This is a genomic window from Nocardioides sp. P5_E3, from assembly GCF_054049275.1.
Window position 1 is genome coordinate 162575 of sequence record NZ_JBFUMR010000002.1, and the last position, 26957, is coordinate 189531.

Annotated in this window: 29 protein-coding genes; 12 read left to right on the top strand and 17 right to left on the bottom strand. The window is 71.7% G+C overall.

Features of this window, described 5'->3' with window-relative positions:
- Positions 1-5: 5 nt before the first annotated feature.
- A complete protein-coding gene (locus ACXJKB_RS01730; protein WP_457184808.1) occupies positions 6-773 on the top strand; it encodes an isocitrate lyase/PEP mutase family protein in 768 nt (255 codons plus the stop codon).
- 4 nt (positions 774-777) lie between these two features.
- Here the strand turns inward: ACXJKB_RS01730 and ACXJKB_RS01735 are convergent, their stop codons facing one another.
- Genes ACXJKB_RS01735 through ACXJKB_RS01750 form a run of 4 tightly spaced genes read right to left on the bottom strand, consistent with a single transcriptional unit; the run spans position 778 to position 4614 of the window.
- The gene (locus tag ACXJKB_RS01735; protein ID WP_457184810.1) at positions 778-1827 is read right to left on the bottom strand and encodes an ABC transporter ATP-binding protein; all 1050 of its coding nucleotides are present in this window, start codon (positions 1825-1827) and stop codon (positions 778-780) included.
- The gene (locus ACXJKB_RS01740; protein ID WP_457184812.1) at positions 1824-2612 is read right to left on the bottom strand and encodes an ABC transporter permease; all 789 of its coding nucleotides are present in this window, start codon (positions 2610-2612) and stop codon (positions 1824-1826) included. The genes ACXJKB_RS01735 and ACXJKB_RS01740 overlap by 4 nt, the downstream gene beginning before the upstream one ends.
- Positions 2609-3475, bottom strand: coding sequence for an ABC transporter permease (locus ACXJKB_RS01745; RefSeq protein ID WP_457184814.1), 867 nt, complete (start codon positions 3473-3475; stop codon positions 2609-2611). The genes ACXJKB_RS01740 and ACXJKB_RS01745 overlap by 4 nt, the downstream gene beginning before the upstream one ends.
- Before the next feature lie 14 nt (positions 3476-3489).
- Positions 3490-4614, bottom strand: coding sequence for an ABC transporter substrate-binding protein (locus ACXJKB_RS01750; protein WP_457184816.1), 1125 nt, complete (start codon positions 4612-4614; stop codon positions 3490-3492).
- Positions 4615-4854: 240 nt separating this feature from the next.
- Between ACXJKB_RS01750 and ACXJKB_RS01755 the strand changes: the two genes are divergently transcribed.
- Complete coding sequence (locus ACXJKB_RS01755; protein WP_457184818.1) at positions 4855-5283, top strand: PLD nuclease N-terminal domain-containing protein; 429 nt, start codon at positions 4855-4857, stop codon at positions 5281-5283.
- A gap of 11 nt (positions 5284-5294) precedes the next feature.
- Positions 5295-7001, top strand: coding sequence for a fumarate hydratase (locus ACXJKB_RS01760; protein WP_457184820.1), 1707 nt, complete (start codon positions 5295-5297; stop codon positions 6999-7001).
- A gap of 24 nt (positions 7002-7025) precedes the next feature.
- On the opposite strand, the gene ACXJKB_RS01765 is transcribed toward ACXJKB_RS01760, so the two are convergent.
- A complete protein-coding gene (locus ACXJKB_RS01765; protein WP_457184822.1) occupies positions 7026-7886 on the bottom strand; it encodes a MerR family transcriptional regulator in 861 nt (286 codons plus the stop codon).
- Positions 7887-8001: 115 nt separating this feature from the next.
- On the opposite strand from ACXJKB_RS01765, the gene ACXJKB_RS01770 reads away from it, so the two are divergent.
- A complete protein-coding gene (locus tag ACXJKB_RS01770) occupies positions 8002-8268 on the top strand; it encodes a hypothetical protein (RefSeq protein WP_457184824.1) in 267 nt (88 codons plus the stop codon).
- A gap of 25 nt (positions 8269-8293) precedes the next feature.
- Here ACXJKB_RS01770 and ACXJKB_RS01775 read toward each other — a convergent pair whose 3' ends face one another.
- Positions 8294-9163 (bottom strand): MerR family transcriptional regulator, encoded by an 870-nt coding sequence (locus tag ACXJKB_RS01775; protein WP_457184826.1) that lies wholly within the window; start codon positions 9161-9163, stop codon positions 8294-8296.
- A gap of 143 nt (positions 9164-9306) precedes the next feature.
- Here ACXJKB_RS01775 and ACXJKB_RS01780 point away from each other — a divergent pair, with 143 nt between their 5' ends.
- Positions 9307-9993, top strand: a complete 687-nt coding sequence (locus ACXJKB_RS01780; protein ID WP_457184828.1) for a spermidine synthase — start codon at positions 9307-9309, stop codon at positions 9991-9993.
- Positions 9994-10006: 13 nt separating this feature from the next.
- Here the strand turns inward: ACXJKB_RS01780 and ACXJKB_RS01785 are convergent, their stop codons facing one another.
- Genes ACXJKB_RS01785 through ACXJKB_RS01795 form a run of 3 tightly spaced genes read right to left on the bottom strand, consistent with a single transcriptional unit; the run spans position 10007 to position 12851 of the window.
- The gene (locus ACXJKB_RS01785) at positions 10007-11911 is read right to left on the bottom strand and encodes a penicillin-binding transpeptidase domain-containing protein (protein ID WP_457184830.1); all 1905 of its coding nucleotides are present in this window, start codon (positions 11909-11911) and stop codon (positions 10007-10009) included.
- Positions 11912-11967: 56 nt separating this feature from the next.
- Entirely contained in the window at positions 11968-12489 is a 522-nt protein-coding gene (locus ACXJKB_RS01790; RefSeq protein ID WP_457184832.1) for an SRPBCC family protein, read from the bottom strand.
- Positions 12486-12851, bottom strand: coding sequence for an ArsR/SmtB family transcription factor (locus ACXJKB_RS01795; RefSeq protein ID WP_457184834.1), 366 nt, complete (start codon positions 12849-12851; stop codon positions 12486-12488). Before ACXJKB_RS01795 ends, ACXJKB_RS01790 begins: the two co-directional genes overlap by 4 nt.
- Before the next feature lie 94 nt (positions 12852-12945).
- On the opposite strand from ACXJKB_RS01795, the gene ACXJKB_RS01800 reads away from it, so the two are divergent.
- From ACXJKB_RS01800 to ACXJKB_RS01810, 3 genes are read left to right on the top strand one after another with little or no spacing between them, the layout of a single operon-like run.
- Positions 12946-14340: a class II fumarate hydratase gene (locus ACXJKB_RS01800; RefSeq protein ID WP_457184836.1), complete on the top strand. Its 1395-nt coding sequence runs from the start codon at positions 12946-12948 to the stop codon at positions 14338-14340.
- Between the two features lie 41 nt (positions 14341-14381).
- Positions 14382-14969, top strand: coding sequence for a GNAT family N-acetyltransferase (locus ACXJKB_RS01805; protein ID WP_457184838.1), 588 nt, complete (start codon positions 14382-14384; stop codon positions 14967-14969).
- A gap of 31 nt (positions 14970-15000) precedes the next feature.
- Positions 15001-15642 (top strand): DUF4396 domain-containing protein, encoded by a 642-nt coding sequence (locus ACXJKB_RS01810; RefSeq protein WP_457184840.1) that lies wholly within the window; start codon positions 15001-15003, stop codon positions 15640-15642.
- Positions 15643-15873: 231 nt separating this feature from the next.
- Here the strand turns inward: ACXJKB_RS01810 and ACXJKB_RS01815 are convergent, their stop codons facing one another.
- From ACXJKB_RS01815 to ACXJKB_RS01825, 3 genes are read right to left on the bottom strand one after another with little or no spacing between them, the layout of a single operon-like run.
- Positions 15874-16368: a PaaI family thioesterase gene (locus ACXJKB_RS01815; protein ID WP_457184842.1), complete on the bottom strand. Its 495-nt coding sequence runs from the start codon at positions 16366-16368 to the stop codon at positions 15874-15876.
- Entirely contained in the window at positions 16337-17224 is an 888-nt protein-coding gene (locus ACXJKB_RS01820) for a CPBP family intramembrane glutamic endopeptidase (RefSeq protein ID WP_457184844.1), read from the bottom strand. The genes ACXJKB_RS01815 and ACXJKB_RS01820 overlap by 32 nt, the downstream gene beginning before the upstream one ends.
- Positions 17221-17760: a DUF2867 domain-containing protein gene (locus ACXJKB_RS01825; RefSeq protein WP_457184846.1), complete on the bottom strand. Its 540-nt coding sequence runs from the start codon at positions 17758-17760 to the stop codon at positions 17221-17223. Before ACXJKB_RS01825 ends, ACXJKB_RS01820 begins: the two co-directional genes overlap by 4 nt.
- Positions 17761-17815: 55 nt before the next feature.
- Here ACXJKB_RS01825 and ACXJKB_RS01830 point away from each other — a divergent pair, with 55 nt between their 5' ends.
- A complete protein-coding gene (locus ACXJKB_RS01830) occupies positions 17816-18406 on the top strand; it encodes a TetR/AcrR family transcriptional regulator (protein ID WP_457184848.1) in 591 nt (196 codons plus the stop codon).
- A gap of 182 nt (positions 18407-18588) precedes the next feature.
- Positions 18589-20025: a hypothetical protein gene (locus ACXJKB_RS01835; RefSeq protein WP_457184850.1), complete on the top strand. Its 1437-nt coding sequence runs from the start codon at positions 18589-18591 to the stop codon at positions 20023-20025.
- 21 nt (positions 20026-20046) lie between these two features.
- Here the strand turns inward: ACXJKB_RS01835 and ACXJKB_RS01840 are convergent, their stop codons facing one another.
- The 3 genes from ACXJKB_RS01840 to ACXJKB_RS01850 all read right to left on the bottom strand — a co-directional run bounded on the left by ACXJKB_RS01840 (position 20047) and on the right by ACXJKB_RS01850 (position 23440).
- On the bottom strand, positions 20047-20724 hold the full coding sequence (locus ACXJKB_RS01840) for an aggregation-promoting factor C-terminal-like domain-containing protein (protein WP_457184852.1): 678 nt from the start codon (positions 20722-20724) through the stop codon (positions 20047-20049).
- Between the two features lie 392 nt (positions 20725-21116).
- The gene (locus tag ACXJKB_RS01845) at positions 21117-22442 is read right to left on the bottom strand and encodes a PhoH family protein (protein ID WP_457184854.1); all 1326 of its coding nucleotides are present in this window, start codon (positions 22440-22442) and stop codon (positions 21117-21119) included.
- Between the two features lie 218 nt (positions 22443-22660).
- Positions 22661-23440, bottom strand: coding sequence for an isoprenyl transferase (locus ACXJKB_RS01850; protein ID WP_191192960.1), 780 nt, complete (start codon positions 23438-23440; stop codon positions 22661-22663).
- Between the two features lie 88 nt (positions 23441-23528).
- Here ACXJKB_RS01850 and trhA point away from each other — a divergent pair, with 88 nt between their 5' ends.
- Positions 23529-24269 (top strand): PAQR family membrane homeostasis protein TrhA, encoded by a 741-nt coding sequence (gene trhA, locus ACXJKB_RS01855; protein ID WP_457184856.1) that lies wholly within the window; start codon positions 23529-23531, stop codon positions 24267-24269.
- Positions 24270-24476: 207 nt separating this feature from the next.
- Positions 24477-24875, top strand: a complete 399-nt coding sequence (locus ACXJKB_RS01860) for a hypothetical protein (RefSeq protein WP_457184858.1) — start codon at positions 24477-24479, stop codon at positions 24873-24875.
- On the opposite strand, the gene ACXJKB_RS01865 is transcribed toward ACXJKB_RS01860, so the two are convergent.
- Positions 24862-25797: a DUF1353 domain-containing protein gene (locus ACXJKB_RS01865; RefSeq protein WP_457184860.1), complete on the bottom strand. Its 936-nt coding sequence runs from the start codon at positions 25795-25797 to the stop codon at positions 24862-24864. The two genes, ACXJKB_RS01860 and ACXJKB_RS01865, sit on opposite strands and share 14 nt — an antisense overlap.
- 83 nt (positions 25798-25880) lie before the next feature.
- Positions 25881-26885, bottom strand: a complete 1005-nt coding sequence (locus ACXJKB_RS01870) for a glycoside hydrolase family 26 protein (RefSeq protein WP_457184862.1) — start codon at positions 26883-26885, stop codon at positions 25881-25883.
- Positions 26886-26957 lie beyond the last annotated feature (72 nt).

Here is a 26957-nt window from a genome sequence, read left to right on the forward strand (position 1 = left end):
GACGCATGACCACCTCCGTCGCCACCCTCGCCACCCGTCTCCTCGAGCTCCACCACACCGGCTCCACGCTGGTCCTGCCGAACGTCTGGGACGCCTGGTCCGCGAAGGTCGTCGCCGAGGCCGGCTTCGGAGCGCTCAGCATCGGCAGCCACCCGCTGGCCGACTCCCGCGGCCAGGGCGACAACGAGGACATGACGCTCGACGACGCCCTCGACGGCGTACGACGGATCTGCTCGGCCGTGCCGGAGGTCCCGGTGACCGCCGACATGGAGGCCGGCTACGGCGCCACGCCGCAGGAGCTCGTCGAGCGGCTGCTCGAGGCCGGCGCCGTCGGCCTCAACATCGAGGACACCGTGCACTCCGAGGGCGGCCGGATGCGCTCGGCGGCGGAGCACGCCGACTACATCGGCGCGATCCGCCAGGCGGCGGACGCGGCCGGCGTCGACATGGTGGTCAACGCGCGCACCGACGTCTTCCTCAAGAAGGACCAGTTCGCGGACCCGGTCGGCGAGGCCGCCACCCGCCTGCAGGCGTGCSAGGAGGCGGGTGCGCGCTGCGTCTACCCCGTCGGCGTACCGGACGCGGCTGCGCTGCAGGCCCTCCTCGACGCGCTGTCCGGTCCGGTCAACATCATCGCCAACCCGCGCACGGGCAGCGCCGCCGGGTCGCTGGAGGACCTGCAGGTGATGGGCGTGCACCGGGTGACCTTCGGCCCCAAACTGATGCAGGAGCTCGCACCCGACCTCACCGCCCTGGTCACGCCCTGGCGCTGACGCCTCAGGCCACCACCAGCACCGGCACCGCGTCGACGGTCAGCCGGACCCGCGTGCCGGGCTCGAGGCGCAGGGCCTCGGAGCTCGCCAGCTGGGCGACGACGTCGGTGCCGTCGTCGAGCGTGCAGGTGACCCGCGAGAGTGGACCGAGGAACATCACCGTCGTGACGGTGGCGTGGCCCCCCTCGTCCGCGACGACCGAGACGGCCTCCGGACGCACGAGCGCGAAGCCGTCACCCGGGGCAGAACCGTCGAGGGCCGGCACCTCGCGGCCCAGCACCGAGGCGACACCGCCCGCGACGGTCGCAGGGAGCCGGTTGCTGAGGCCGACGAACTCGCCGACGAACCGGGTCGCCGGGGCCGAGTAGAGCTCCGCAGGCGGCGCGAGCTGCTCGAGGCGGCCGGCGTTCATCACGCCGACCCGGTCGGCGACGGCGAGCGCCTCCTCCTGGTCGTGGGTGACGAACAACGTCGTGGTGCCGACCTCGAGCTGCACCCGACGGATCTCGTCGCGCAGCTGCACGCGCACCTTGGCGTCGAGCGCCGAGAGCGGCTCGTCGAGCAGCAGCACCGACGGCTCGACGGCCAGCGCCCGCGCCAGCGCGACGCGCTGCTGCTGGCCACCGGACAGCTGGTGGGCGTAGCGGTCGGCGTGCTCGCTGAGGCCGACCAGGTCCAGCATGTCGCCGGCCCGCCTGCGGCGTCCTGCGCTGTCGCTCCCCCGCAGCTTGAGGCCGAAGGCGACGTTGTCGATCACCGTCATGTGCGGGAACAGGCTGTAGGCCTGGAACACCATGCCCATGTCGCGCTTGTTGGCCGGCACCCTGGTCAGGTCCTTGCCTCCCACCGACACCGAGCCGGAGGTCGCCCGGTCGAGCCCCGCGAGGATGCGGAGGGCGGTGGTCTTGCCGCAGCCCGACGGGCCGAGCAGCGCGACCAGCTCGCCGGGCTCGAGGTGGAGGGTCAGGCCGTCGAGGGCGCGGACCTCTCCGTAGATGCGGGTGAGGTCGGAGAGGTCGACGGCCAGCCCGCGCTCGGTCGAGAGGTCGGTCATGAGGACGCTCCTTGCTTGTGCCGGTCGCGGCTGAGGAAGGTGAGGCCGACGAGCAGCACGGCCACGAGGATCATCGAGGCGAGAGCGGCGGCCATCGCGGCGGGACCGTTGCTCTTGTAGAGCGCCGCCATCGCCACGGGCAGGGTGTCGAAGTGCAGCAAGGAGGCGAACACGTACTCGCCGAGCACGAGCGCCACCGCGATGAACGCGGCTCCGAGGATGCCGCCGGTGATGTTGGGCATGATGATGCGCACGATCACGGTGAACCACCCGGCGCCCAGCGAGCGGGCGGCCTCCGAGAGCGTCGCAGCGTCGATCGCAGACAACGAGGCGTCGATCGCGCGGTACGCGTAGGGCAGCACCAGGACGACGTAGGCGAAGGTCAGCACCAGCGCGCTGTCCCCCAGCAGGTAGGTCACCCACGAGTAGACGTTGCTGATCCCCACCACGATCACCAGCGCGGGGATCGTCAGCGGGAGCAGGCAGAGGAACTCGATCAGCCCGCGCGCCCGCGGGACCCGCAGCCGCACCCACACCATCGTCGGCACCAGCAGCGCCACCATCAGCACGACGGTGAAGAGCGCCAGCAGCAGCGACGCGACGATCGAGGAGCGGAGGTCCTCGTCGGTGACCATGAGGGCCCAGTTGTCCCAGGTGCGGCCGGGTGCGCTCCCCCGGACCTGGGTGGAGAAGTCGAACATCGCCAGCAGCGGCACGAAGAAGTAGGCCGCGAACAGCAGGAGGCCGACGGCGCGGAAGACCTTGAAGCCCCGGGACTGCGTCATCGCATCCACCTCGCCGTACGCCGGAGGAGCAGGTTGTAGCCCACCATCACGACCGTCACCACCACGATCATCTCGAGCGCCAGCGCGAAGCCCACGTTGGCCTGCCCGAGCAGGACCTCGCTGGTGATGGCCTGCCGGATCATGAGCGGCACGATCGGCTGGCCCTGGCTGACCAGCACGGCCGCGGTGGCGTACGCCGCGAACGCGTTGGCGAACAGCAGCAGCAACGCGCCGAGGAAGGGCGGCGTGAGCAGCGGCAGGGCTACGTAGCGCCAGTAGGTCCAGGTGTTCGCGCCGAGGTTGACCGCGGCCTCGCGCCACTGCGGCCGAAGGCCGTCGAAGGCCGGGGCGAAGACGATCACCATCAGCGGGACCTGGAAGTATGAATAGACGACGACCAGGCCGGGCAGGCCGAACAGCCAGCCGCTGCCGTAGACGTCAGCCCCGAAGAGGTCGGACATCGCCAGGGTGACGACACCGACCGGACCGATGGTCGCGATCCACGCGAAGGCGAGCACGACGCCGCCGAACTGGGCGAGCACGCCGCTGATGGCGAGCGACGAGCGACGCAGCAGGTTGTGCGCCGGCAGCGAGACGATGAGGTACGCCAGCACCGCGCCGAGCACCGCGCCGATCAGGGCGGTCGAGGCCGAGAGGATCAGCGACCCCCTGAGCGCGGTGAGCGCGGCCTCGCTTCGCAACGCGTCGAGGTTGCCCAGCGTCGGGCGACCGTCCTCGTCCTGGAAGGCGCCCAGCACCACGGTCAGCGTGGGGACGACCAGGAAGACGAGGACGAAGAGCAGGAACGGCAGGAGCGGGAGGGCCGGGCCGACGGCGAACCGCCGGCCCGTGCCCCCGCTCACGCGGGTCGGCGTGCTCAGCGGATGGCCTTGGACCAGTTCGCTGCGAGGTACTCGCCGGCGGTCACCGTCTGGTCGTCGGTCGGGATGACCGGGTCGCCGGTGACCTCGGGCAGGGCTCCCCAGAGCTCCTCGTCGATGGTGCCGGCCTCGGCCATCGCCTCGCCGCGGACCGGACGGGCGCCACCCTTGAGCCAGAGGTTCTGGCCCTCGTCGCTGTAGAGGAACTCCTGCCACAGCCGCGCGGCCGCCGGGTGCGGCGCGTCGGCGTTGATCGCCTGGAAGTAGTAGCCCGCGACGACGGCCTCCTCGGGGACGACCGTCTTCCACGTGTCGACGTTGGCCGCCGCGGCCGCGCCGAGGTAGTCCCAGTCGATGACGACGGGCGTGGTGCCCTGCTCGATCGTCGTGGAGTCGGGGTCGACGGTGAGGAAGTTGCCGGCCTTCTTCAGGTCGGCGAAGAAGTCGACGCCCGGCGCGATGTCGTCGGCCGACCCGCCGTTGGCGATCGCGGCCATCATGACGCCGCTGAACGCCGCACCGGCCTGCGTCGGGTCACCGTTGAGCGCCACCTGGCCCTTGAACTCGGGCTTCATCAGGTCGGCGACCGAGGTGACGTCGGGGACGACGGACGAGTCGTAGCCGATCGACATGTAGCCGCCGTAGTCGTTGACCCAGGTGCCGTCGGGGTCCTTGAACTCGTCGGGGATGTCGTCCCAGGTCTCGACCTGGTAGGGCGCGAACAGGTCGGTGTTGGCGAGGGCCACGGACTGGCCGAGGTCGAAGACGTCGGGCGCGCGGTCGGTGCCCTTGAGGTCGTTGGCCGCGTTGATCTCGTCCTGGGAGGCGGCATCGGGCTGGTCGGAGCTGACCTTGATGTCGTACTTGTCCTCGAAGGTGGAGATGACCTCGCCGTAGTTGGCCCAGTCCGGCGGCAGGGCGATGACGTTGAGGGTGCCCTCGTCCTGGGCAGCCTTCACGAGCTCGTCCATCCCGCCGAAGTCCTCCGCGGACTTGGCGGACGCGGCGTCGACGCCGCTCTCAGTGGTGGTGTCGGACTCCTTCTCCGGAGCCGCGCAGCCGGCGGCGGCTGCGAGGGTCGCCATCGCGGCGAGGGACACGAGTGTGGTGCGGAGCTTCAACTTCGACCTCCAGGGTGCTGGCCGGCCGCAGCCGGTGGAATGTTCCGCGCGGAGCCTCGTCGGGCGCGTCTGCTCGGAGGCTACTCCCGCGTGACGTGTCTGGGTACGACCGATGAACGCGCGGTCTGGCCCGCCTCGGCGGTTCTCCTCCCGGACGGCCACCACGCCGCTACGCTGCCGTCGCCCCGGTCGGTTCGGGGTCCCCGGCGCGCCCGGGGTCGGCATACGGGGGTATGACACGTGCTTCGCCTGCTCTTCTTCCTGGTCCCGCTGGTCCTCAGCATCTACTGCATCGTCGAGGCCATCTCGTCCCGCGACGACGAGGTCCGCAACCTGTCCAAGGTCTGGTGGATCCTGCTCGTCCTGTTCTTCCCGTTCGTCGGGTCGATCGCCTGGCTCGTCGCGGGCCGGCCGCAGCGCGCCGCCCGGCGGCACGGTCCCCACGAGCGCAGTGCAGGCGCGTTCCCCGAGTACGACCGCCCCGGCCGGTTCGCGGCCACCGACCCCGCCGCCGACGAGGCGTTCCTGAAGAAGGTGCGCGAGCGCGCGGAGGAGCAGCGGCGCAGGGCGCGCGAGCAGCGGCAGGCGCAGGAGGCGCAGGAGGGCGCGCGTCCCGAGGCCCGTCCGGACCCGGAGGGCGAGTCCGGCGCGGAGCCCGGCCCGGCGTAGCATCGGCAGCCGTGACGACCGCTGCCACTGGCCCTGAGTTCCACTACTCCGACCTCCTCCCGACCGCCGGTTCCAACGGCGCCCCGGAGACCCCCTACCGCCTCGTCACGACCGAGGGCGTGTCGACCGTGGAGGTCGGCGGTCGCACCTTCCTGCGGGTCGAGCCCGAGGCGATCCGGCGGCTCACCGAGGAGGCGATGCACGACATCAGCCACTACCTCCGCCCCGGTCACCTCGCGCAGCTGCGCCGGATCATCGACGACCCCGAGGCTTCCGGCAACGACCGCTTCGTCGCGCTCGACCTGCTCAAGAACGTCAACATCTCCGCCGGCGGGGTGCTGCCGATGTGCCAGGACACCGGCACCGCGATCGTGATGGGCAAGAAGTCCGAGGGCGTCCTCACCGGCACCGACGACGGCGAGGCGATCAGCCGCGGGGTGTACGACGCCTACACCCGCCTCAACCTCCGCTACTCGCAGCTCGCGCCGCTGACGACGTTCGAGGAGAAGAACACCGGCACCAACCTGCCCGCGCAGATCGAGCTCTACTCGACGCCCGCGAAGGACGTCCCGGAGTACAAGTTCCTGTTCATGGCCAAGGGCGGCGGCTCGGCCAACAAGTCGTTCCTGTTCCAGGAGACCAAGGCCGTCCTGAACCCGACGCGGCTGATGGAGTTCCTCGACGAGAAGATCCGCTCCCTCGGCACCGCTGCCTGCCCGCCGTACCACCTCGCCGTCGTCATCGGTGGCACCAGCGCGGAGTTCGCCCTCAAGACCGCGAAGTACGCCTCGGCGCACTACCTCGACGACCTGCCCACGGAGGGCTCGATGGCCGCCCACGGCATCCGCGACGTCGAGCTGGAGGAGCAGGTCTTCGAGCTCACGCAGTCCTTCGGGATCGGCGCGCAGTTCGGCGGCAAGTACTTCTGCCACGACGTGCGCGTCGTCCGCCTCCCCCGCCACGGCGCGTCGTGCCCCGTGGCGATCGCCGTCTCCTGCTCGGCGGACCGGCAGGCGCTCGGCAAGATCACGCCGGAGGGTGTCTTCCTCGAGCAGCTCGAGACCGACCCGGCCCACTACATGCCCGACGCCGGCATGGCCCACGACATCGAGGGCGGCGCGGTCGTCCCGATCGACCTCAACCAGCCGATGGCCGACATCCTCGCCGAGCTCTCGAAGCACCCGGTCAAGACGCGGCTCTCCCTCACCGGACCGCTCGTCGTGGCCCGCGACATCGCGCACGCCAAGATCAAGGAGCGCCTCGACGCCGGCGAGGAGATGCCCGACTACCTGCGCAACCACCCGGTCTACTACGCCGGTCCGGCCAAGACCCCCGAGGGCATGCCGTCCGGGTCGTTCGGTCCCACGACGGCCGGTCGCATGGACTCCTACGTCGAGCAGTTCCAGGCCGCGGGCGGATCGATGGTCATGCTCGCCAAGGGCAATCGCTCGAAGGCCGTCACCGAGGCCTGCGACTCCCACGGCGGGTTCTACCTCGGCTCGATCGGCGGCCCGGCCGCTCGCCTCGCGCAGGACTGCATCAGGTCCGTCGAGGTCGTCGAGTACGAGGAGCTCGGCATGGAGGCCGTCTGGAAGATCGAGGTCGAGGACTTCCCGGCGTTCATCGTCGTCGACGACAAGGGCAACGACTTCTTCACCGACCCCTCGGGCGCGGTGACGGTCCCGATCTCAGGCATCCGGGTCCGCTCGGCGCAGTAGCGGCAGCGGCCGCAGGAGCCGCCGTCAGGCGGCGGCGGTGAGGCGCGCGGCGAGGTCGGCCGCCGCCTCGCCGATCTGGTGGCCGAGGGGTTCGGCCCCCTCCACCCGGCCCTGGTGGGCGCCGCCGAGGTGGACGGCGGCGATCGGCGTGATCGCCTGCACGGCCTCGCGCACCGCCGGGAGGTCCTCGACGGTCGGGACCGCGAGCACCACGGCCTCGGGCAGCAGCGCACGGACGGTGTCGACCCAGCTCTCCACGGGGAGGTCGGCGCCGAGGTAGGTGACGTTGATGCCGCGGCTGCGCAGCACCATCGCGAAGGCCATGACGCCCAGCTCGTGGCGCGAGCCACGGGCCAGCCCGACCATCACCTGGGGTGCCCCGGGCTGGGCGTGCGGGAGCTGGTGGAACGCCTGCGCGAGCCGGCGCAGGACGGCGGCGCTGACGAAGTGCTCGCCCGCGACGCTCACGGTCCCCTGCTGCCAGGCCTCGCCGAGGCGTACGAGGGACGGCATCAGCCACTCGTCGACCGCAACCGCGAGGTCGGCCTCGGCGAACGCCTTGTCGAGCATGCCCTCCAGGCGCACGACGTCGAAGTCCTCGCCGCAGCCGGCGAGGTCGTCGAGCCGCTCCAGCGGCGACCCCGGCCGGGGCAGGTCGGCGGACCGGGTCGGCTCGTCCAGCACCTTCCGCGCCGCCTCGCGCGGCGCCCATCCGGAGTCGACGAGGTCGCGCATCACGGAGAGGCGTCTGACCGCCTCGTCGTCGTAGAGCCGGTAGTTGCCCTCGGTGCGGGCCGGCGACACCACGCCATACCTCTGCTCCCACTTGCGCAGGGTCTCGCGCGGCACTCCGGTGAGCTGTGCGGTGCGTCCGACGGTGTACACACCCACAAGGGTAGCGAACTTTGGACAAAGTGTGGACAACAGTCCTACTGTCCCGTTGTCCACCAACGGTGGACAAACTGTGGACAAGCCGCAGGGACACTTCCGAGGAGGACCCATGTCGATCACGGCGCAGCCGTTCATGGCAGTGACGGCACAGCCGGTGACAGACCTCGAGGAGCGCACCAACCGGCGGCTCCGGGTGGCCGGCGTCGCGGTCCTCGTCGCGGCCGCGCTGGGCTCGGTGCTGGGCTCGGTGCTGGGCGCGTCGCCGGCGATGACGGACGCGCCGTCCACCGACAACCACTGCCGCGTGGACATCGTCGGCGGCTACTGGTTCAGCAGCGGGTGCACCGAGGAGCCGACCGCGCCGACCGCCCGCTGAGCACCTGCGACCGGGTGCCTGGGTGCTAGCTGACGGCGCCGAGGCGGGTGGCGAGGGCGTCGGCCGCCGCACCGGCGTGGTGACCGAGGCGCACGGGACCCTCGACGCGGCCCTGGTGGGCGCCGCCGAGCAGCACCTCGGTGAGCGGCATGAGCGCCTCGGTCACCTCGCGCACCGCCGGCAGGTCCTCGATCGTCGGAGCGGCGAGCACCACGGCCCGGGGCTCGATGAGACGCACGGCTCCGACCCAGGCCTCGAGCGGCAGGTCGCCACCGAGGTAGGTCACCGCGACACCGCGTGACCTCAGCACCAGCGCGAACGCCAGCACGCCGATCTCGTGGCGCGAGCCGCGCGCGAGGCCCACGACGACGCGCAGGCCGCCGCTCGGGGCGGGGGGCAGCGACTGGAACGTCAGGGCGAGCCTGCGGTGCACCGCGCCGGTCACGAAGTGCTCGCCCGCCACCGAGACGAGCCCGCGCTGCCAGGCCTTGCCGAGGTGGACCATGGACGGCAGCAGCCAGTCGTCGATCACCGACACCACGTCGATGTCGCCGAACCCCTCGCTCAGCAGGCGCTCGAGCTGGGGGACGTCGAAGTCCTGGGCGCAGGCGACGAGGGTCTCGAAGCGTGCTTCGTGGGCCGGCTCCTCCGGTCGCGCGACCTGGGCCTCGGCGGCCGCGACGTCCTCGGCGACGTGGCGAGCCGCCTCCTGCGCCGTCCAGCCCGCCTCGACCAGGCTGCGCATCACGACGAGCCGGCGCACCGCCTCGTCGTCGTACAGCCGGTAGTTGCCCGGTGAGCGCTGCGGGACGACCACGCCGTAGCGCTGCTCCCACTTGCGGAGCGTCCCGGAGGGCACGCCGGTGAGCTCAGCTGTGCGGCCGACGGTGTACACGAGTTCACGGTAGTCGGACGGGCCGGGTCTGGGCAGCCTTTTCGCACCACCATCCGTCGGCGCGGCGACCTTGGACGAAGACTGCCCAGCACGCCGGCGTGGGCAGCGTGCCGTCCGGCAGCGGCGGTTGGCAGGATGGCGCCATGGTGATCCCCGAGAGCGTCCAGAGCGTGGAGATCGCCCGGGCCGAGAGCCCCCGCGGCGAGGTGGTGCTGCGGCGGCGCGCCAACGGCACCGGCGCCGACGTGCTCGAGCTCAGGGTCAACGGGGTGTTCGTGATGGACACACTCGAGACGACGAGCGAGATCGAGCTGGCCGCGCAGGCGCTCGAGCTGGTCGAGGAGCCGTCCACGGTGCTCGTCGGCGGGCTCGGACTCGGCTTCACCCTGCAGCGGGTGCTCGCCGACCCCCGCGTCGAGCGGGCGGTCGTGGTCGAGATCGAGGAGACGCTGGTGCAGTGGATGCGCGACGGGACGGTGCCGCACGGCCCCGCCCTGCTGGCCGACACGCGCGCCACCGTCGTCAACGCCGACATCGCCATGGCGATCGCCGAGGCACGCTCGACCTACGACCTGGTGCTCCTCGACGTCGACAACGGGCCCGGCTACCTGGTGCACCAGCGCAACGAGGCGGTCTACGAGGAGGAGTTCCTCGGCCGGTGCCGCGACGTCCTCGGCCCGGGTGGCGTGCTCGTGGTGTGGTCGGCCAACGCCGCGCCGGACCTGCTCGCCTCGCTCCGCGCGGTGTTCGGTGCCGCGGAGGAGCAGGCCCACGACGTGCTGCTCCAGGACCGGCCGGAGGAGTACTTCCTCTACCTCGCCCGTCGCTGAGGGACCGCGGCCCTCAGCGCAGGAACGCCTCCAGCACCGGGCCTGCGGTCTGCGAACCGGAGACGCCGGTCTCGACGAACACCGCGACGGCCAGGTCGCCCCGCGTCGCGATCATCCACGTGTGCGTCGGGAGCGCCCCGGAGGCGTCGGGCTGGCCGAACTCCGCGGTGCCGGTCTTCGCGCCCACCTCGCCCGGCACGTCCTGGAGGAAGCGGCCCGACCCGGTGGTGACCACGGCGCGCATCAGCCCGCGGAGGGTGCCCGACTCGGGACCGGTGAGCGGCTCCGGCGGGGGCACCTGCTCGACCTGGTGCTCCGGCAGCAGCACCGGCAGCACGGCCCGGCCGGCCCGCACCGACGCGGCGACGGTGGCCATCGCGAAGGGGCTGGCGAGCACGGTGCCCTGGCCGATCATGTCGGCGGCGGCCCCGGTCGCCGTCTCCGGCGGTGGGACCTGGCCGAAGTAGACCGGGAAGCCGAGGTCGTGGTCGGTTCCGAGCCCGAGGGCCTGGGCGGCCGCAGCCAGGTCGCCGTCACCGATGCGGTCGGCGTTGCCGATGAGGGCCGTGTTGCAGGACTGGGCGACGGCCTGGGTCAGGGTGATGTCGCCGAGCGCGGCGGCCGGGTAGTCGTCGTAGTTCTTGAACGACCGGCCGTCGACGACCGTGGTGGCGGGGCACGACACGACGTCGTCCACCCCCATCCCGCTGCGCAGCAGCGCGAGCGACGTGACCACCTTGAACGTCGAGCCGGGGGCGTACTGCCCCGTCATGGCGAGGTCGGCGCCCGCCGCCCCGGCACCGTTGGCGCTCGCCAGGACCGCGCCGTCGGAGGGCCGGATCGCCACGAGGGCAGCCGCCGGCGCACCCTCGCCGAGGGTGGCCAGCGCGTCCTCGCCCTTCTGCTGCAGCGCCGGGTCGAGGGTCGTCACCAGGTCGGCCCCGTCGGTGGCCGGTACCTCTGCGAGGGTGCGCAGCTGGTCGTCGGCGTCGCGGGCGACGACCGACGCACCGGGCACCCCCCGCAGCTGCTCGTCGTAGCGGGCCTGCAGTCCGGAGAGGCCGACCTCGTCGCCGGCGACGATGCGACCCTCCGAGGCCTCGACGACCTCGAGCGTGGCGGGGCCGACGCGGCCGAGCAGCGCCGCGGCGAACTCGCGCGTCGAGGCGAGCGGCATGGTGTCGCGCACGGCGAGGGCGCCGCGGATCTCCGCGAAGCCGGGCAGCACGTCGAGCGCGTCGTCCTCGCGCAGCACGAGCGCCTCGACGAAGGCCTCGGCGCCCATCACCTCCGCGCGCTCGACGTACGACGCCACGTCGACGTCGAGGACGCGAGCGATCCGCCGGGCGCTCCGTGCGACCTGCGGCCCCTGGACCTTGGTCTTGTCGAGCCCGTAGCGCAGCACCGGCCGCTCGGTCACCAGCACCGCACCGCCGGCCCCGGTGATGTCGCCGCGCACCGGCGGGACCGTGCGCAGCCCGAGGGTGTCGCCGTCGGCGAGGTCGGGCGCCAGCGCCTCGGGCGCCCAGTCGACCTGCCAGCCGGTCCCGGCCGGCACGAGGGACACCGTCGTGTCGTACTCCCAGGGTGCCGCGTCGGTCAGCTGCCACCGCCAGGCCAGCGTCGCCGTCGCGGAGCCGGGCTCGTCGCCGGTGCCCTCGACCTCGTCGACCGAGGTGACCTCGACGGCGACCGGCACCTCCTCCAACGGGGCGACGAGGTCGGCGAACGCGGCGCGGTCGGCGTCGTCGACCAGGGGCACGTCGGCGAGCGAGTGGGCTGACAGGGCGCCGGCGAGGTCGTCGGCCACTCCGGACGGCGGGTCGGCGTCGTCACCGCCGAGCACGGAGCACGCCGAGCTCACCCCCACCAGCAGAGCGGCCGTCCCGACGTGCATCCCGAGTCGCAGTGGTCGCATGCGCCCCATGGTCCCCAACGGGTCGTGACCGCACCAAGCGGCCACGCCGCGACCCCTCAGCCGAGCTGTGCCCGGTAGTGGTCCTTGAACGCCGGGTAGTAGTCGTCGAAGTCGACGACGGCGAGGTCGCCGCCGGTCTCGGCGAGGACCATCCGGTCGAGGTAGTAGTCCCATCCGGGGCCGACGCTCTCGGCCAGCTCGACGTCGGCGACGCCCTGCGCGAACGTCAGCTTCGTGGTGCCGTCGGCCTCGGTCAGGTCGATCTCCCACGCCCAGAGCAGGTCGGGCTCGACGGGCTGCGCGGATCGCATGACGACCCGGCGAGGCGGGTCGCACTCGTCGACCCAGATGGTCTCGTCGGCGACGTCGTCGCCCTCGGCGGTCATCCGGAAGGTGACCGAACCGGTCGACGGATCACCGGTCCACTCCCCGATCCACCGGGCGAGGCGGTCGGACTCGGTGACGGCCGCCCACACGTCCTCGATCGGTGCGCGGAAGGTGCGCTCGAAGACGAGGAAGGTCTCGCCGTGCCGCTGCTCGCGTCGTCCGGTGGGGCGGGGCTGATGCGTCGTGGTCATGCGGTCTCCTGGGCGGTGTCGGGCTGGTCGGGCTGGTCGGCGGACCGGTCGCGGGTCGTGCGGCGCACCTCGAGGTCGAGGCCGTCGAGGACCGACTCGTCGAACCGGGGGCGTGGCTCCAGCGCCGCGAGCCAGTCGGCGATCACGGCCAGACCGGTGCGTTCGAGCCGGTAGTGCCGCTCGCGGCCCCGGTCGTCGGCCGTCACCAGTCCGGCCTCGGACAGCAGGCGCAGGTGGCGGCTGATGGCCGGTCGGCTGACGGCGTGGTCGGCGGCCAGGTCGACCACCCGGGCCGGGCCGCTCGCCAGCCGCGCGACGAGGTCGCGTCGCACGGGGTCACCGAGGGCTGCGAACGGGTCCACCGTCTATTGGTAACTGTTTGGTTACCAGTTGTCAAGGCTGGTCCCGAGGAGGACGCACAGGCGTAGGAGGGCCGGCAGTGGGTACGGTCGTCGGGTGACCGAGACACGCACCGAGCACGACTCCATGGGCGAGGTCGACGTACCTCGCGACGCCCTCTGGCGGGCCCAGACCCAGCGCGCGATCGAGAACTTCCCGATCAGCGGCCTCACGTTGCAGCCCCGGCACGTCCAGGCGCTGGCCCACGTCAAGGCCGCAGCCGCGACCGCCAACGCCGCGCTGGGCGTCGTACGCCACGAGCAGGCGCAGGCCATCGTCTCCGCCGCCGACGCCATCGTCGAGGGAGCGCACGACGGGGAGTTCCCCATCGACGTCTTCCAGACAGGGTCCGGCACCAGCTCCAACATGAACGCCAACGAGGTCATCGCGACCCTGGCCGCGCAGGCCGGCGTCGAGGTCCACCCCAACGACCACGTCAACGCCTCGCAGAGCAGCAACGACACCTTCCCGACCAGCATCCACGTCGCGGCGACGCTCGCCGTCGTCGACGACCTCCTGCCCGCGCTCGCCCGGCTCGCGACGTCGTTCGAGGGCAAGGCAGAGGAGTTCGCCGACACGGTGAAGTCGGGGCGCACCCACCTGATGGACGCCACGCCCGTGACCCTCGGGCAGGAGATGGGGGCGTACGCCGCCACGCTGCGGCTCGGCGTCGAGCGGCTGGAGTCGGTGCTGCCGCGCGTGCGCGAGCTGCCCCTGGGCGGGACCGCCGTCGGCACCGGCATCAACACCCCGGACGCCTTCGCGGAGCGGGCCATCGCCGCGCTCTCCGAGCGGACCGGACAGCCCTTCACCGAGGCGCGCAACCACTTCGAGGCGCAGGGCACCCGCGACTCGCTGGTCGAGCTGTCCGGCGTCCTGCGCACCATCGCCGTCGGGCTCACCAAGGCGTGCAACGACCTGCGCTGGATGTCGTCGGGACCCACGACCGGGCTCGCCGAGATCCACCTGCCCGACCTGCAGCCGGGGTCGAGCATCATGCCCGGCAAGGTCAACCCGGTGCTGCCCGAGGCGACGCTGATGGTGTGCGCCCGGGTCGTCGGCAACGACGCGACGATCGCCTGGGCAGGCGCGTCCGGCAGCTTCGAGCTCAACGTGATGATGCCGGTCATGGCGCACGCCGTGCTCGAGTCGATCCACGTGCTGTCCACCTCCACGGTCCTGCTCGCCGGGAGGTGCGTGGACGGGATCACCGCCGACGCCGGGCGGATGCGGCGCTACGCCGAGTCCTCCCCGTCGGTCGTCACCCCGCTCAACGCCCACATCGGCTACGAGCAGGCCGCCAAGGTCGCCAAGAAGGCCCTCGCCGACGGGGCCACGATCCGCGAGACCGTGATCGACATGGGCTACGTCGAGCGCGGCGACCTGACCGAGGAGCAGCTCGACGCCGCCCTCGACGTCGACTCGATGACGGGTCGCCGGACCTCGGGGTAAGCGGTAGCCGCTCGTCCGGTTCCGGTCGTACCGTCACCGGAATGAGCGAGACGTCGTACGACATCAAGCCCCTCACGTCCGAGACGTGGCCCGCCTTCGACGACCTCGTCATCCGGCACAACGGGATCTTCGGCGGCTGCTACTGCATCTGGTTCCACCCCGACGGCCCCGAGCGGGGACAGGGCAGGGAGGGCAACCGCGGACTCAAGAAGTCGTACGTCGAGAGGGGCGAGGCGCACGCCGCGCTGGTCCTCGACGGCGACGAGGCGATCGCGTGGGCGGAGTACGGCACGCCCGTCGAGCTCCCCTCGCTCCACCACCGCAAGCAGTACGACGCCGAGAAGGACGCCGACCCCGACTGGCGGATCACTTGCGTGTTCGTCGACAAGCGCTACCGCCGCCGCGGGGTCACCGAGCTCGCGATCCGCGGCGCGCTCGACCTGATCGCGGAGTCCGGTGGCGGGGTGGTCGAGTCCTACCCGCACGACCTCACCGACCAGACCAAGAAGATGTCGTCGTCGTTCCTCTACAACGGCACCCGCCGCCTCTACGAACGACTCGGCTTCACCTACGTGCGCCCCAAGGGACTGAAGAACTGCGTGATGACGACGACCGTCGCCGCCCGTTGACGTCAATACCCCCCGGGGGTATATTCGAGGCATGGACCACGGCACGCTCCCCGGAGCCGGGCACGGCTCCCACCACGACATGGGCAGCAACGCGATGGCGGTCTCCGCCACCCTCCACTGCCTGACCGGCTGCGCCATCGGCGAGATCCTCGGCCTGATGATCGGCACCGCCCTCGGGTTGGGCAACCTCAGCACGATCGTCGTCGCGATCGGTCTGGCGTTCGTGTTCGGCTACTCCCTGTCGACCCTGCCGCTGCTGCGGGCGGGGCTCGGGGTCGGGGCCGCCCTGACCGTCGTCCTCGCGGCCGACACGCTGTCGATCGCGACGATGGAGATCGTCGACAACCTGGTCATGGCCGTCATCCCGGGCGCCATGGAGGCGGGGCTCGTGAACCCGGTGTTCTGGCTCTCGATGATGCTCGCGCTGACGGTGGCGTTCTTCGCGGCCTGGCCGGTCAACCGCCACCTCCTCGCGCGCGGCAAGGGCCACGCCCTGACCCACCACTTCCACGGCCTCGAGCCGGAGGGCGCGCGGCGCTTCATCCCGGACCTCGCGACCTCGACGCTCGTCGCCGCCATCGTCGCCTTCATGCTCGGCGGTCTGGTCGTCTCCGTCGCCGACGAGCTCGAGGAACCACCGGAGACGGGTCACGCGGCCGGCGCCACGCCGTGACAGGACCAGGCTCGATCGCCACCCCGGAACGAGAGCGGGTCAGGGCGCCTGTTCGCGGCGTCGCTTTGGTCGGCCTCGGCCGTCTCGAGCCTCCGGAGGACGTGGTTGCGCAGAGCGACGGCGTCGCCGAGGGCCTTGAGGGGGAGGGCGTGCTCGGCAAGCCCGGGACCGGGAGCATCCGTGCGGTCGAGCCGAGCGCGACCTGCCGGCAGGACTGTCGTGGTCGCCATGTCACGACCTCCTGACCATGCACGTCGCTCCGGCCAGCGCGATCACACGCTCGCCGGCGTCGACGACGCGCGCCGAGGCGACCATCGTCGTCCTGCCCGCGTGCACCACGTCGCCGGTGCAGAGCAGGGGCCCGCCCGAGAGGAGCGCCGGGCGCAGGAAGCGGACATTGAGCTCGCCGGTGACGTACCCGACGGCCGCCGGCAGTAACGAGTGGACCGCGCACCCCATGGCCGTGTCCATCATCGCGGCGAGGACGCCACCGTGGACGATGCCGAACGGGTTCAGGTGGTACTCACCGAGCTCCAGGCGGAAGTCGACCCGACCGGGATCTGCCCCGCGGGGTTCGATGCCGAGGGTGCGCACCGCCGGAGGGAGCGGGAGCTCCCCCGCGCCGATCCCGCGCATGACGGCGAGGCCGTCCCGGTCGAGGCCGGCGAGAGCCGTGGGAGCGGGGTCGTCCCAGTCATAGGTGCGCTGTCGCACGTCGGTCGACATGGCCACTCCCCTCGTCCGGGCCCCGGACGTCGACGCCGGTTGCTGGCGCCGGGCTCGCTTCGAGCCGTGCGCGACGGTGCCGCCACACGGCGTACGTCGTCAACGCGAGGACGACGTAGACGCAGACGAGCAGCCGGTCCAGGCGGTCCTTGTCCGCGCCGCCCACCATCGTGAAGAAGAACGCGCTGCCCGCGGCATTGAGCATCGCGTGCCAGACAGCCGCCAGGGTCCAGTGCCCGCCGCTGGCGAGCAGCAACAGGAGTGTCACCATCGTGAACGCGGCGTTGCCGGCGACGCCGACGGCCCACGGCAGGTCCCCGTGGAGCATGAGCGGCAGGTGCCAGAAGATGCGCATGGCCGAAGCGAGCAGCCAGGCGACGACAAAGCCGTGGCGCTGAAGCAGGACCGGGGCGGCGAAGGCCGTCCAGCCGGCTTCCTCCCCGATGCCGATGAGGACCAGGAGCACCACGAAGGTGATCGGTACCTGCGTCCAGCCGGCGAGCTGGTCGGGCGTCGGCAGCGGCGCACCCAGCAGGTGGTTGACCAGGACGATCAGGACGTGCAGGGCCACCGGCGCGAGCGCGGCGAGCAGGTACCACCTCGGTCCCGCTCGCCAATTGAGGAGCTGGCGCCCCCAGCTGCGCAGCTCGTCCCGCCCCAGGCAGGAGGTCACGACGAAGGCCGCCACGACCGGGCCGAGCGGCAGGTTCCCGCCACCTGTGCCGCCGCTCAGGAGGACGCCGATCCAGATGGCCCATCCGAAGAGGCAGGCAAGGGCGACGAACGAGCCGAGCGGGTAGCGGCGCACGAGCCGGACGGGCGCCGGTGCCTTACGCGTTGCCGTGTCGGTGCTCATGACGCCACCGCCAACGCTCGGGCCGCCTGCCCCAGCATGCTGCGCACGACCCGCGGATGGATGCGCCGGACCAACGCGGAGTAGGCACGTCCGCGCCCGCTGTGGAGCTGGACGACGGTGCTGAGCACCACGCGGCCGGGCTCGACAAGCACGGACGCGCGGAAGCCGAGGTGTCGCTGGTCGGTGCCGACGAGGACCTCGTCAGGACTCCATTCGATGATGTCGAAGACGTGTCGGCCGCCCGGCTCGATGCCGGCCACCTTGACGGCCGCCTCACGGACGACGAAGAGCACACGGATCCACGCAGGCGGCCCGTGGAAGATCGCGTCGGCCCACTCCTGCGGGTCGTGGTACGCCGCACCGCTCGGGATGCGGAGTGCGAAGGCGTCGGACCAGTCGACGCGTGGGAGCGCTCGTGCGAGCAGCTTCGTGGTTGGCAGCGGGACCTCGTGCACACGGGCGGGCCGAACCGGGCCCACGAGCGAGAGGTGAGGAGATCCGGCACCCGGCCGGACCGAGGTGATCTGAGCGTTCATGGCTCTCCTTCCATACGCCTCCGTATGGAGGCATTCCATACGGTAGCGTATGGGCATGGCGAGAGCAACGCGCAAGTCACTAGGCCCCGCGGACTGGACCGAGGCCGCACTCGCGGCGCTTGCGCGAGGCGGGGTGGCTGCCGTGGCGGTGGAGCCACTGGCCAAGGCGCTCCAGACGACGAAGGGCAGCTTCTACTGGCACTTCGCCGACCGGAACGCTCTGCTCGAGGCGACGTTGGAGCTGTGGGAGCTGCGCGACACGGATCGGGTGATGGCGAGCCTGGACGCAGCAGCGAACCCCCAGACCCGGCTACGCGGCCTGCTCGGCCTGGCGTTCAGGTCGGTCAGTGACGGCACGGACGCCGGCGCCGGCACCGTCGAGCTGGCGCTGCAGGCCAGCGCGTCGCAGCCCGTTGTCGCTTCCGCCCTCGAGCGCGTGACCGAGCGCCGCCTGGCGCTGATGACCAACCTCTACGGCGAGCTCGGCCTGTCTCCGGCCGTGGCGCGGAACCGCGCACTCCTGGCGTACACGTCCTACCTCGGCCACGCCCAGCTCGCGCACTCCACTCCCCTGCTGCTGCCCCGGGGGCAGGCCCTGTCGACGCACATCCACCAGGTGGTCGAGTCACTCGTCGACCTGGGCTGATCGCGGCGCAACTTCCGGCGCCGGTGGTGCGTCCCCCTACTGCTGCGCCCAGGGCGATGCGTGGACAGTGACACCCGGGGTGGTAGTCATCTCCGCGATGTCTGTCCTGAGCCTGGCTCGACACGTCACGATCTGCGTCTCTCGCAGGTCCCCTGTTCCGCTCACTTCCTGGAGTTGTCGTCGTGGCCCCTGCGTCTCCCCTGTCCGCGTGGATCGTGCTGGCGGCCACGTCCGCCGTGATGGCCGTGCCGGGTGCGGCGGCGGCCGACGTCCCGACGTGCCAGGGAAGACCCGCCACGATCGTGGGACCGACGGCGGGGAACAGCACCGCCGGAACGCCGGGTGACGACGTCATCGTCACGACAGCGGAGGGCGCGTCCGGTCGGGGCACCATCGACGCAGGCGACGGCAACGACCTCCTCTGCATCATCCCGGGCGCAGGCACCATCCCGCACCCGAACATCGACTCGACGTTCGACGTCCTGATGGGCGCAGGCAACGACACGGTCGTCGTGGAGGAGACCCGCAACACCAGCTACCTGCGCGTCACCCTCGGCGACGGCGACGACACGTTCCTCGGCTCGAGCCGACCGGAGACCGTCTTCGCCGAGAACGCCCAGCCGGAGTACCCGAACCTGGGCGGAGACTCCGGCCGCGACCACATCGACGCCGGCCTCGGCTCGGACACCATCTACAGCGGCTCGCCGTCCCCGGACATCCCGAACGACGACACCGTGATCTCCGGCGCCGGCGGTGACTCGCTCTACGTCGGCGGGAAGGGCGCGGTGCTCGACAACGGCGGCACCGCCGGCGACGGGGCGGGCGACAATCTCGCCATCTTCCACAAGGGCTGGCTGCAGCGACGTGTCACGGTCGACAACGCATCCCGCACGGCCACGTCGGACGCGGGAGAGCTCATGCGGTGGAGCAACGTGCAGTTCTTCCACGTGTACGTCGACTCGCCGCTCACGTTCACGGGGTCGGGTGCTGCTGAGGTCCTGACGGTGTCGACGAGCCTGGCGCCGGAGTACCGGTATGACACGACCGTCGATGCCGCCATGGGTGCCGGTGACGACGCGGTCCGGTACGCCACCGGCCCGATGAGCGGAACGCTCGACGGAGGCGAGGGCGACGACTCGATCGAGATGCCTCACTGCTCGACGATCGAGTACCGGCTCGGGCGGCGGTTCAGGTGTGGCGACACGACCGCGGACGGGGGGCGCTTCTCGTTCCTGACCGAGGTCGGTCGGTTCGAGGGCAGGGCGCTGGTGACTGCCGGCCGCCGGGCCGACATCGTCGGCACGCAGGGCAGGGACGTGATCGTGGTCCGCGCCCCTCGCGTCCTGGTGAACGCCCGCGGCGGGGACGACCGCGTCACGGTCTCTCCCTACGCAACGACGAAGGTCTCGACCCTGCTCGGCGGGAACGGCGATGACATCCTGCTCGGGGGGAAGCGCGCCGATCGGCTCGTGGGCGGTGCGGGACGCGACCTCCTGGTCGGTCGCGCCGAGGACGACGTCCTCATCGGCAGCAGGGGGCGCGACACGGCCCGCGGCGGGTCCGGGAGCGACCGCTGCTCCGCGGAGGTCGCGCGTCGGTGCGAGGTCCAGCGGACCTGACCCGACGGATCGCGCCGGGGCTCAGTACCAGCCGTTGCCCTGCTTGAAGCTCCACGCGCTGCAGGGGGTGCCGTAGGTGTCCTGGATGTACTCCAGGCCCCACCGGATCTGAGACTCGGCGGAGGTCATGTAGTCCGCCGGCAGCTCGTGGAGCTCGGTGAGGGCCTGCGGGATGCCGTACGCCGACGAGGTCGGGTTGTCGGCGTCGATGCGCCAGTCCGACTCGCTGACGTAGAGCGAGTCGAGGCAGGAGAACTGGTCGGAGGAGAAGCCGTACGCCGGCAGCAGCGCGCGGGCGATGTCGCGCGGGTCGCCCTCGGACAGCTTCTCCGAGCGCGTCACGGCCGAGCCGCCGGACATCGCGAGCGTCGTGGCCTTCGCCTTGTCGGTCCGACGTGCCGAGCGCGAGACGACCTGTCGCGACGAACGCTCGAGCGTGGTCGCGTCCGCGGTCGAGCCGGCGGCCTCGGTCGTGGCCTCGGCGGACGGGCTCGGGGTGGTGGTCGCCACGTCCGCGGCGGCGGGGGTCAGCACGTCGGGGTCGCTCGCAGCGAGGCCGCCGGTGACGCTCACGCCGGTCACGGCGGCTGCCAGTCCGGTCAGGACGACGCCGGTGCGCAGGGCTCGACGGGGCGCGCGGACGGCCTTGTGCTTGCCGGGGACGCGGTGCTTCGGGACGTACTTGTCTGACTTGGGCACAGGGGCTCACGGGGGTTGACGACAGGGGGTGTCACGCCGGGTCGTGCACGGAGGCGCGGGGGCGACCACGAAGACCTGGTCCGGCGGGACGGGGCGGTGGTGCGGGGGATCCCGGCGCCCTGCCGACGACCGAGGTCACGGAGCGGTCACGAGCCACCATGCATGAGGGTTCAACCACGTGCAAACCGAACGGCACAATTGGGGCTGTCCCTTGCGTCACAACAGTGTCTTTACGTCTCGTCAGTCCCATCGGCCACGCATGGTGACGACCGCCACCGCCTCAACCGCGCCGCTGTAACGCCGGGTCAGGAGCTGTACCCACCAGGATCCGTCATGGGGGGTACAAGCAGTAACCCGGCGTTACAGCGCACCAGGGCGGCCCGAGGCGTCGGTCAGAGGGTGACGTCCTCCAGCATCTCGGTCACGAGGGCGGCGATGGGCGAGCGCTCGGAGCGGGTCAKGGTGACGTGGGCGAAGAGGGGGTGGCCCTTGAGCTTCTCCACCACGGCGACGATGCCGTCGTGGCGACCCACGCGGAGGTTGTCGCGCTGGGCCACGTCGTGGGTGAGCACGACCTTGGAGTTGGCGCCGATGCGGGACAGGACCGTCAGGAGCACGTTGCGCTCGAGCGACTGCGCCTCGTCGACGATCACGAAGGCGTCGTGGAGCGAACGACCGCGGATGTGGGTCAGCGGCAGCACCTCGAGCATGCCGCGGTCCATCACCTCGTCGATGACGTCCTTGCCGGTCAGCGCACCGAGGGTGTCGAAGACGGCCTGCGCCCAGGGCGACATCTTCTCGTTCTCCGAGCCGGGGAGGTAGCCGAGCTCCTGCCCGCCGACGGCGAAGAGCGGGCGGAAGACGACGACCTTCTTGTGGTGGCGGCGCTCCATCACCGCCTCCAGGCCCGCGCACAGGGCCATCGCCGACTTGCCGGTGCCGGCGCGACCGCCGAGGGAGACGATCCCGACCTCGGGGTCGAGCAGCATCTCGAGCGCGATCCGCTGCTCGGCGGAGCGGCCGTGGATGCCGAAGGCGTCGCGGTCGCCGCGGACGAGGTGCACGCGCTTGTCCGCCCCCACGCGGCCCAGCGCCGTACCCCTGTCGGACAGCAGCACCAGGCCGTTGTGGCACGGCAGGTCGCGGGCCTCGGCGAGGTCGACGACCCCGTCCTCGTAGAGCTCGTCGAGGTCGGTGGCCGGGACCTCGAGCTCGGTCATGCCGGTGTAGCCGGAGTCGCTGATCGCCTCGGCGCGGTATTCCTGGGCGTCGAGGCCGACGGCGGACGCCTTGATCCGCAGCGGCAGGTCCTTGGAGACGAGCGTGACCACGTGGCCCTCGTCGGCGAGGTTGCGCGCGACGGCCAGGATCCGGGTGTCGTTGTCCCCCAGCCGGAAGCCGGACGGCAACGAGGCCGCGTCGGTGTGGTTGAGCTCCACCCGGAGCGTGCCGCCCTCCGTGCCGATGCCGACGGGCTCGTCGAGCCGGCCGTGGACGACGCGCAGGTCGTCGAGCGCGCGCAGCGCCGCACGGGCGAAGTAGCCGAGCTCGGGGTGGTGCCGCTTGCCCTCCAGCTCGGTGATCACCACCACGGGGAGCACGACCTCGTGCTCGGCGAAGCGGGTGAGCGCACCGGGATCGGCGAGCAGCACGCTGGTGTCCAGGACGTAGGTCCTGCGGTCAGAGCTGACGGAGCTGGGTGAGGTGTTGCTGGCCACGACTAACCCCTTGCTGCGGGTCGGCGCGCGCACTCCTCGCCCGGCCCGATGTCATTCAACGGACCGGAGAGCTCCCATCTGAGTGCCCAAGGTGTGCCTCCCGGTTCAGCCGGCTTCCCCACCTGCTGATGTCGCGAAAGTACGCCCGTGGATCACCCGATCCGGGGCGACACGCCCGAACGCGAGGTGACGGTCGGGTGACGTCTGCGAGCCGCTGCTCAGCCGCCGAAGCGGCGCTCGCGCTCGGCGTACGCGCGGATGGCGCGCAGGAAGTCGACGCGCCGGAAGTCGGGCCACAGGGCCTCGCAGAAGTAGAACTCCGAGTTGGCCGACTGCCACAGCAGGAAGCCGCCGAGGCGCTGCTCGCCCGACGTGCGGATCACGAGGTCGGGGTCGGGCTGGCCCTTGGTGTAGAGGTGCTCGGCGATGTGCTCGACGTCGATGATGTCGGCGAGCTCCTCCAGGGAGGTGCCCTTGGAGGCGTGGTCGGCGAGCAGGGCGCGTACGGCGTCGGCGATCTCGCGGCGGCCGCCGTAGCCGACCGCGACGTTGACGAGCACGCCGTCGATGTCGCGGGTGCTCTCCTCGGCGGCCTTGAGCCGCTCGGCGGTCTCGGTCGGCAGCAGGTCGAGCGCTCCCACGGGGTGGATCCGCCAGCGTCCCGCCTCGGCGAGCGACTCGACGGCGCCCTCGATGATCTTCAGCAGCCCGGTGAGCTGCTCGGGCGGGCGGTTGGTCAGGTTGTCGCTGGAGAGCAGCCACAGCGTGACCACCTCGACGCCGACCTCCTCGCACCAGCCCAGCAGCGGACGGATGTTGTCGGCGCCGGCCTGGTAGCCCTCAGCGGTGTTGAGCCCGACCGCCTTGGCCCACCGGCGGTTGCCGTCGAGCATCACGCCCACGTGCTTCGGGATCTGGTCGTGGGGAAGGAACTTCACCACCCGGGACTCGTAGGCCGGGTAGAGCACCCGTCGCACGGCGTCCTTCACGTTGACCACCAGCCGATGGTAACTCCGTCGCGCCGTGTGACCGGGCACTCGGTGCACTCGGCTGCGCACTTCACGCCCGTCCGGGTAACTTCTTTCCATGGAGACCTCCGGCCAGACCCCGCGCGACCGCGTCGAGCACGCCGTCGAGCGCGCCGGCGAAGTGATGGCCGACAAGATGGCCGAGATCAAGCCGCACCTGCGCGGCTGGCTGCACGCCGCCACCGCGCCGATCGCGCTCGCCGCCGGCATCGTGCTCGTCGCGCTCTCCCCCACGGCCTCCACCCGCGTCGGGTCGGCGGCGTTCGCGTTCTCCGCGCTCCTCGTCTTCACGGTGTCGGCGATCTACCACCGCGGCACCTGGTCGCCGCGCACGTGGGCGTTCCTGCGCCGCTTCGACCACGCCAACATCTTCGTGCTGATCGCGGGCACCTACACGCCCTACGCCCTGCTCTTCCTCGAGGGCAGCGCGCGTACGACGCTGCTGCTCGTCGTCTGGATCGCGGCGATCGCGGGTGTGTTCTTCCGCGTGTTCTGGACCGACGCGCCGCGCTGGCTCTACACGCCGATGTACATCGCCCTCGGCTGGGCGGCGGTGTTCTTCATCCCCCAGTTCATGGAGGGCGCCAACCGCTTCAGCAGCGGCGTCGCGGTCGCCACGCTGGTGCTCGTGGCGGTCGGCGGCGTGCTCTACACGCTCGGTGGCGTGGTCTACGGCCTCAAGCGCCCCAACCCCTCGCCCCGCTGGTTCGGCTTCCACGAGGTGTTCCACTCGTTCACCATCCTGGCCTTCGCAGCCCACTACGTCGGCGTCTCGCTCGCGACGTACTCCCTGCGCTGACAGGGCACTTCGTGCCCGTCCTGCGGGTCTGACCGGGCACGTCGTGCCCGTCGTAGAGCACCAAGTGCCCGCTCGGCGGGTCTGACGCGGCACGAAGTGCCCGCTCGGCGGTCTGACGGACGCCGTGCCCTTGCTCACGTCGGGCAACGATCGGCCGCTCCCGGTCGTCGTACAGGGGAAGCCCTGTCCCCCACCCCCCTTCGCGAGATGCCTGACTCCCCCATCGACACGCCCGAGCGGACCGACCGGACCGACCGCCAGTCCTTCCTCGACCTGAGCCTCCCGCAGCTCGTCGCCGGCGCCACTGCCGCCGCGACGTCGGCGATCCTCATCAGCCACCTGAACCTCCTCGGCACGGTGCTCGGGGCCGCCTTCGCCAGCATCGTCTCCGCGGTCGTCACCGCCGGTCTCGTCGGCGGCTGGCACCGCGTGCGCACGGTGCCGAGCCGCTTCCCACGCAACGTCCACGGCATGGTGGTGACCGCCGTGGCGCTCGGCCTCGTCGTCCTGGCGGCGCGCGAGGGTCTCACCCTCGTCACGCAGGACCTGCCGCGCGGCACCTTCGCCGCGCGCTGGCTCGCCGAGGTCGGCCTCAGCCGAGGCTGAGCACCGCGAAGACGACCAGCGAGGCGGCGACGACGACGCCCGCCAGCACCCAGGCCGCGACGGGCGAGCGTCGGGCCAGTCGCTCGAGGGCGAGGTAGCTCGCGCCGATGACGGCGAGGCCGACGGTGACGTGGAGCAGCACAGCGAGCACCACCCCGGCGATCGCGCCCGCCATCCGCAGCCGGCCCCACAGCAGGCTCAGCGCCAGCGGCAGCACGATCGCCCCCGCGAACCCGCCCGCCAGCTCCGCCCACCACGGCCTGTCACCCATCCAGGGCACGTCGACGGCACCCACCCACGAGACGTCGAACAGGTCGCCGGTGGCGCAGTAGCCGAGGTAGACGATCGCGGCGATCGTGACGCCGGCCGCCACCCGGTAGGACCAGTGCTTGAGCGGCGACCACGGCACGGCCCGGCCGACGAAGATCGTCGCCACGGTCACGGCCGACCAGACGATCCAGCGACGGATCACTCCGGTGCCGGTGTCGGCCATCGCGTCGCGGAAGACCCGGTCGGCCTCGACCCGGTCGACCACGTGCCCCTCGGTGGAGACGTAGGACGCGGGGTCGTCGCGACCGGCCACGAGGGCGTCGTGCAGCAGCGCAGCGGGCAGGTGGGCCCCGGTCTTGGGCACCAGCCAGGTGAACAGGGCGGGCACCGAGGTCAGGTCGGTGCGGAAGCCGGCGTCCGCCGGGACCAGCAGCTCGCCGAGGTGGCGGTCGCGGTAGGCCAGTCGACGCTCCAGGGCGAACGTCTCGACGCCCTCCTCGGAGTGCCGCTCGAGCACGATGCGCGGATCGGACCCGGGTTCGGGCGGCGCGCCCGGACCTGCCGCGGTCGGCAGCGTGCCGCCGTCGTAGAACCGGCGCGGCTCCACCGCCACCTGTCTCCCGATCGATCCGACGCGCTCCCGAGCCTGCATGCCTCCAGTCTGGCCCTGCGGACCGACAGCCTCCACCCGCCAGGCACGGCCCGACCTCCCGGGCACGGCACCCGGAGGTGACGTCAGGCGGGCATCTGGTCGAGCGCGGAGCGGATCGCCTTGAGCGCGTCGTTGGACGAGCTCACCCGCCAGTCGCGCTCCTTGTTGCCCTGGAACCAGCACACGGCCCGGACCCGCGGGAAGGTGGTCGCGGCGAACATGTCGGTGATCCAGCGTCCCTTCGAGGCGGACTTGATGCGCGGTGCCCCGTCGTCGTACGACGGCTCCTTGCAGCCGACCTCGCAGATCCACACCGGAGCGGTGGGGTGCAGGGCGACGAGCCGGTCGTACTGCTCGCGGTAGATGTCCTCGAAGGTGCGCCACGGCCCCCAGCTGAGGCCGGTGTTGCCCCAGTTGTAGCCGTCGAGGCCGAGGACGTCGACGTAGTCGTCACCGGGGTAGATGGTGCGGATGTCCGTCGTGCCCTCGTAGGTGTCGGTCGTCGGGTTGAACACCCAGCGCAGGTTGGTGACGCCCCGGTCGCGCAGGTAGGTCACCAGGTAGCGCCAGGCCGCGACGAACTCCCCCGGCGTGCCGCCGTGCTCCTTCTCGCCGGCGGGGGTCGGCTGGAACGAGGTCCAGTCGCCGTTCATCTCCGGCCAGGGGCGCACGTACATGACGTACGGGAAGGCGCGCGCCGCCGCGGCGATCTGGTCGAGGTAGGCGTCGTGCAGGCCGGCCGGCCACTCGCTGTAGCGGAACTTCCCGATCTCCCACGCGACCAGCAGGTCGCGCGCGCCACCCCGAGCGGTGTCGAGGTCCTGCTGGGCGGGGAAGACGACGTCGGGTCCGTAGAAGTAGGACGCGATCGAGACCGGCGCCTGGACGGTCCGCTGGAGGTCGTCGAGGACGCCGGGGGTCCACGGCACGTCCCACGCGTAGGCGCCGAACCGGACCTGCCGCCCCAGCGGGGTGCCTGAGGCGGCGTACGCCCTGCCGGGCGCGACGGACAGTGCCGCGGCGGCGGGGCCGAGGAGGGAGGCGACCACGAGGGCGCGACGAGACAGGGTGGAACCGAGGAACGACACGGAGACTCCGAGGGGTCGAGAACGTCTGCCAGCGGCCGCGACGACCGGTGGGACTTCCAGCGTAGAGGCGGG

Excerpts from the sequence above, each read along its gene's own strand:
- ACXJKB_RS01815 (WP_457184842.1), bottom strand. The coding sequence starts at position 16,368 with ATGTCGACCGACGTGCGACAGCGCACCTATGACTGGGACGACCCCGCT.
- trhA (WP_457184856.1), top strand. The coding sequence starts at position 23,529 with ATGGAGACCTCCGGCCAGACCCCGCGCGACCGCGTCGAGCACGCCGTC.
- ACXJKB_RS01830 (WP_457184848.1), top strand. The coding sequence starts at position 17,816 with ATGGCGAGAGCAACGCGCAAGTCACTAGGCCCCGCGGACTGGACCGAG.
- ACXJKB_RS01810 (WP_457184840.1), top strand. The coding sequence starts at position 15,001 with ATGGACCACGGCACGCTCCCCGGAGCCGGGCACGGCTCCCACCACGAC.
- ACXJKB_RS01820 (WP_457184844.1), bottom strand. The coding sequence starts at position 17,224 with ATGAGCACCGACACGGCAACGCGTAAGGCACCGGCGCCCGTCCGGCTC.
- ACXJKB_RS01865 (WP_457184860.1), bottom strand. The coding sequence starts at position 25,797 with ATGCAGGCTCGGGAGCGCGTCGGATCGATCGGGAGACAGGTGGCGGTG.
- ACXJKB_RS01860 (WP_457184858.1), top strand. The coding sequence starts at position 24,477 with ATGCCTGACTCCCCCATCGACACGCCCGAGCGGACCGACCGGACCGAC.
- ACXJKB_RS01770 (WP_457184824.1), top strand. The coding sequence starts at position 8,002 with ATGTCGATCACGGCGCAGCCGTTCATGGCAGTGACGGCACAGCCGGTG.
- ACXJKB_RS01780 (WP_457184828.1), top strand. The coding sequence starts at position 9,307 with ATGGTGATCCCCGAGAGCGTCCAGAGCGTGGAGATCGCCCGGGCCGAG.
- ACXJKB_RS01740 (WP_457184812.1), bottom strand. The coding sequence starts at position 2,612 with ATGACGCAGTCCCGGGGCTTCAAGGTCTTCCGCGCCGTCGGCCTCCTG.
- ACXJKB_RS01790 (WP_457184832.1), bottom strand. The coding sequence starts at position 12,489 with ATGACCACGACGCATCAGCCCCGCCCCACCGGACGACGCGAGCAGCGG.
- ACXJKB_RS01785 (WP_457184830.1), bottom strand. The coding sequence starts at position 11,911 with ATGCGACCACTGCGACTCGGGATGCACGTCGGGACGGCCGCTCTGCTG.
- ACXJKB_RS01825 (WP_457184846.1), bottom strand. The coding sequence starts at position 17,760 with ATGAACGCTCAGATCACCTCGGTCCGGCCGGGTGCCGGATCTCCTCAC.
- ACXJKB_RS01805 (WP_457184838.1), top strand. The coding sequence starts at position 14,382 with ATGAGCGAGACGTCGTACGACATCAAGCCCCTCACGTCCGAGACGTGG.
- ACXJKB_RS01735 (WP_457184810.1), bottom strand. The coding sequence starts at position 1,827 with ATGACCGACCTCTCGACCGAGCGCGGGCTGGCCGTCGACCTCTCCGAC.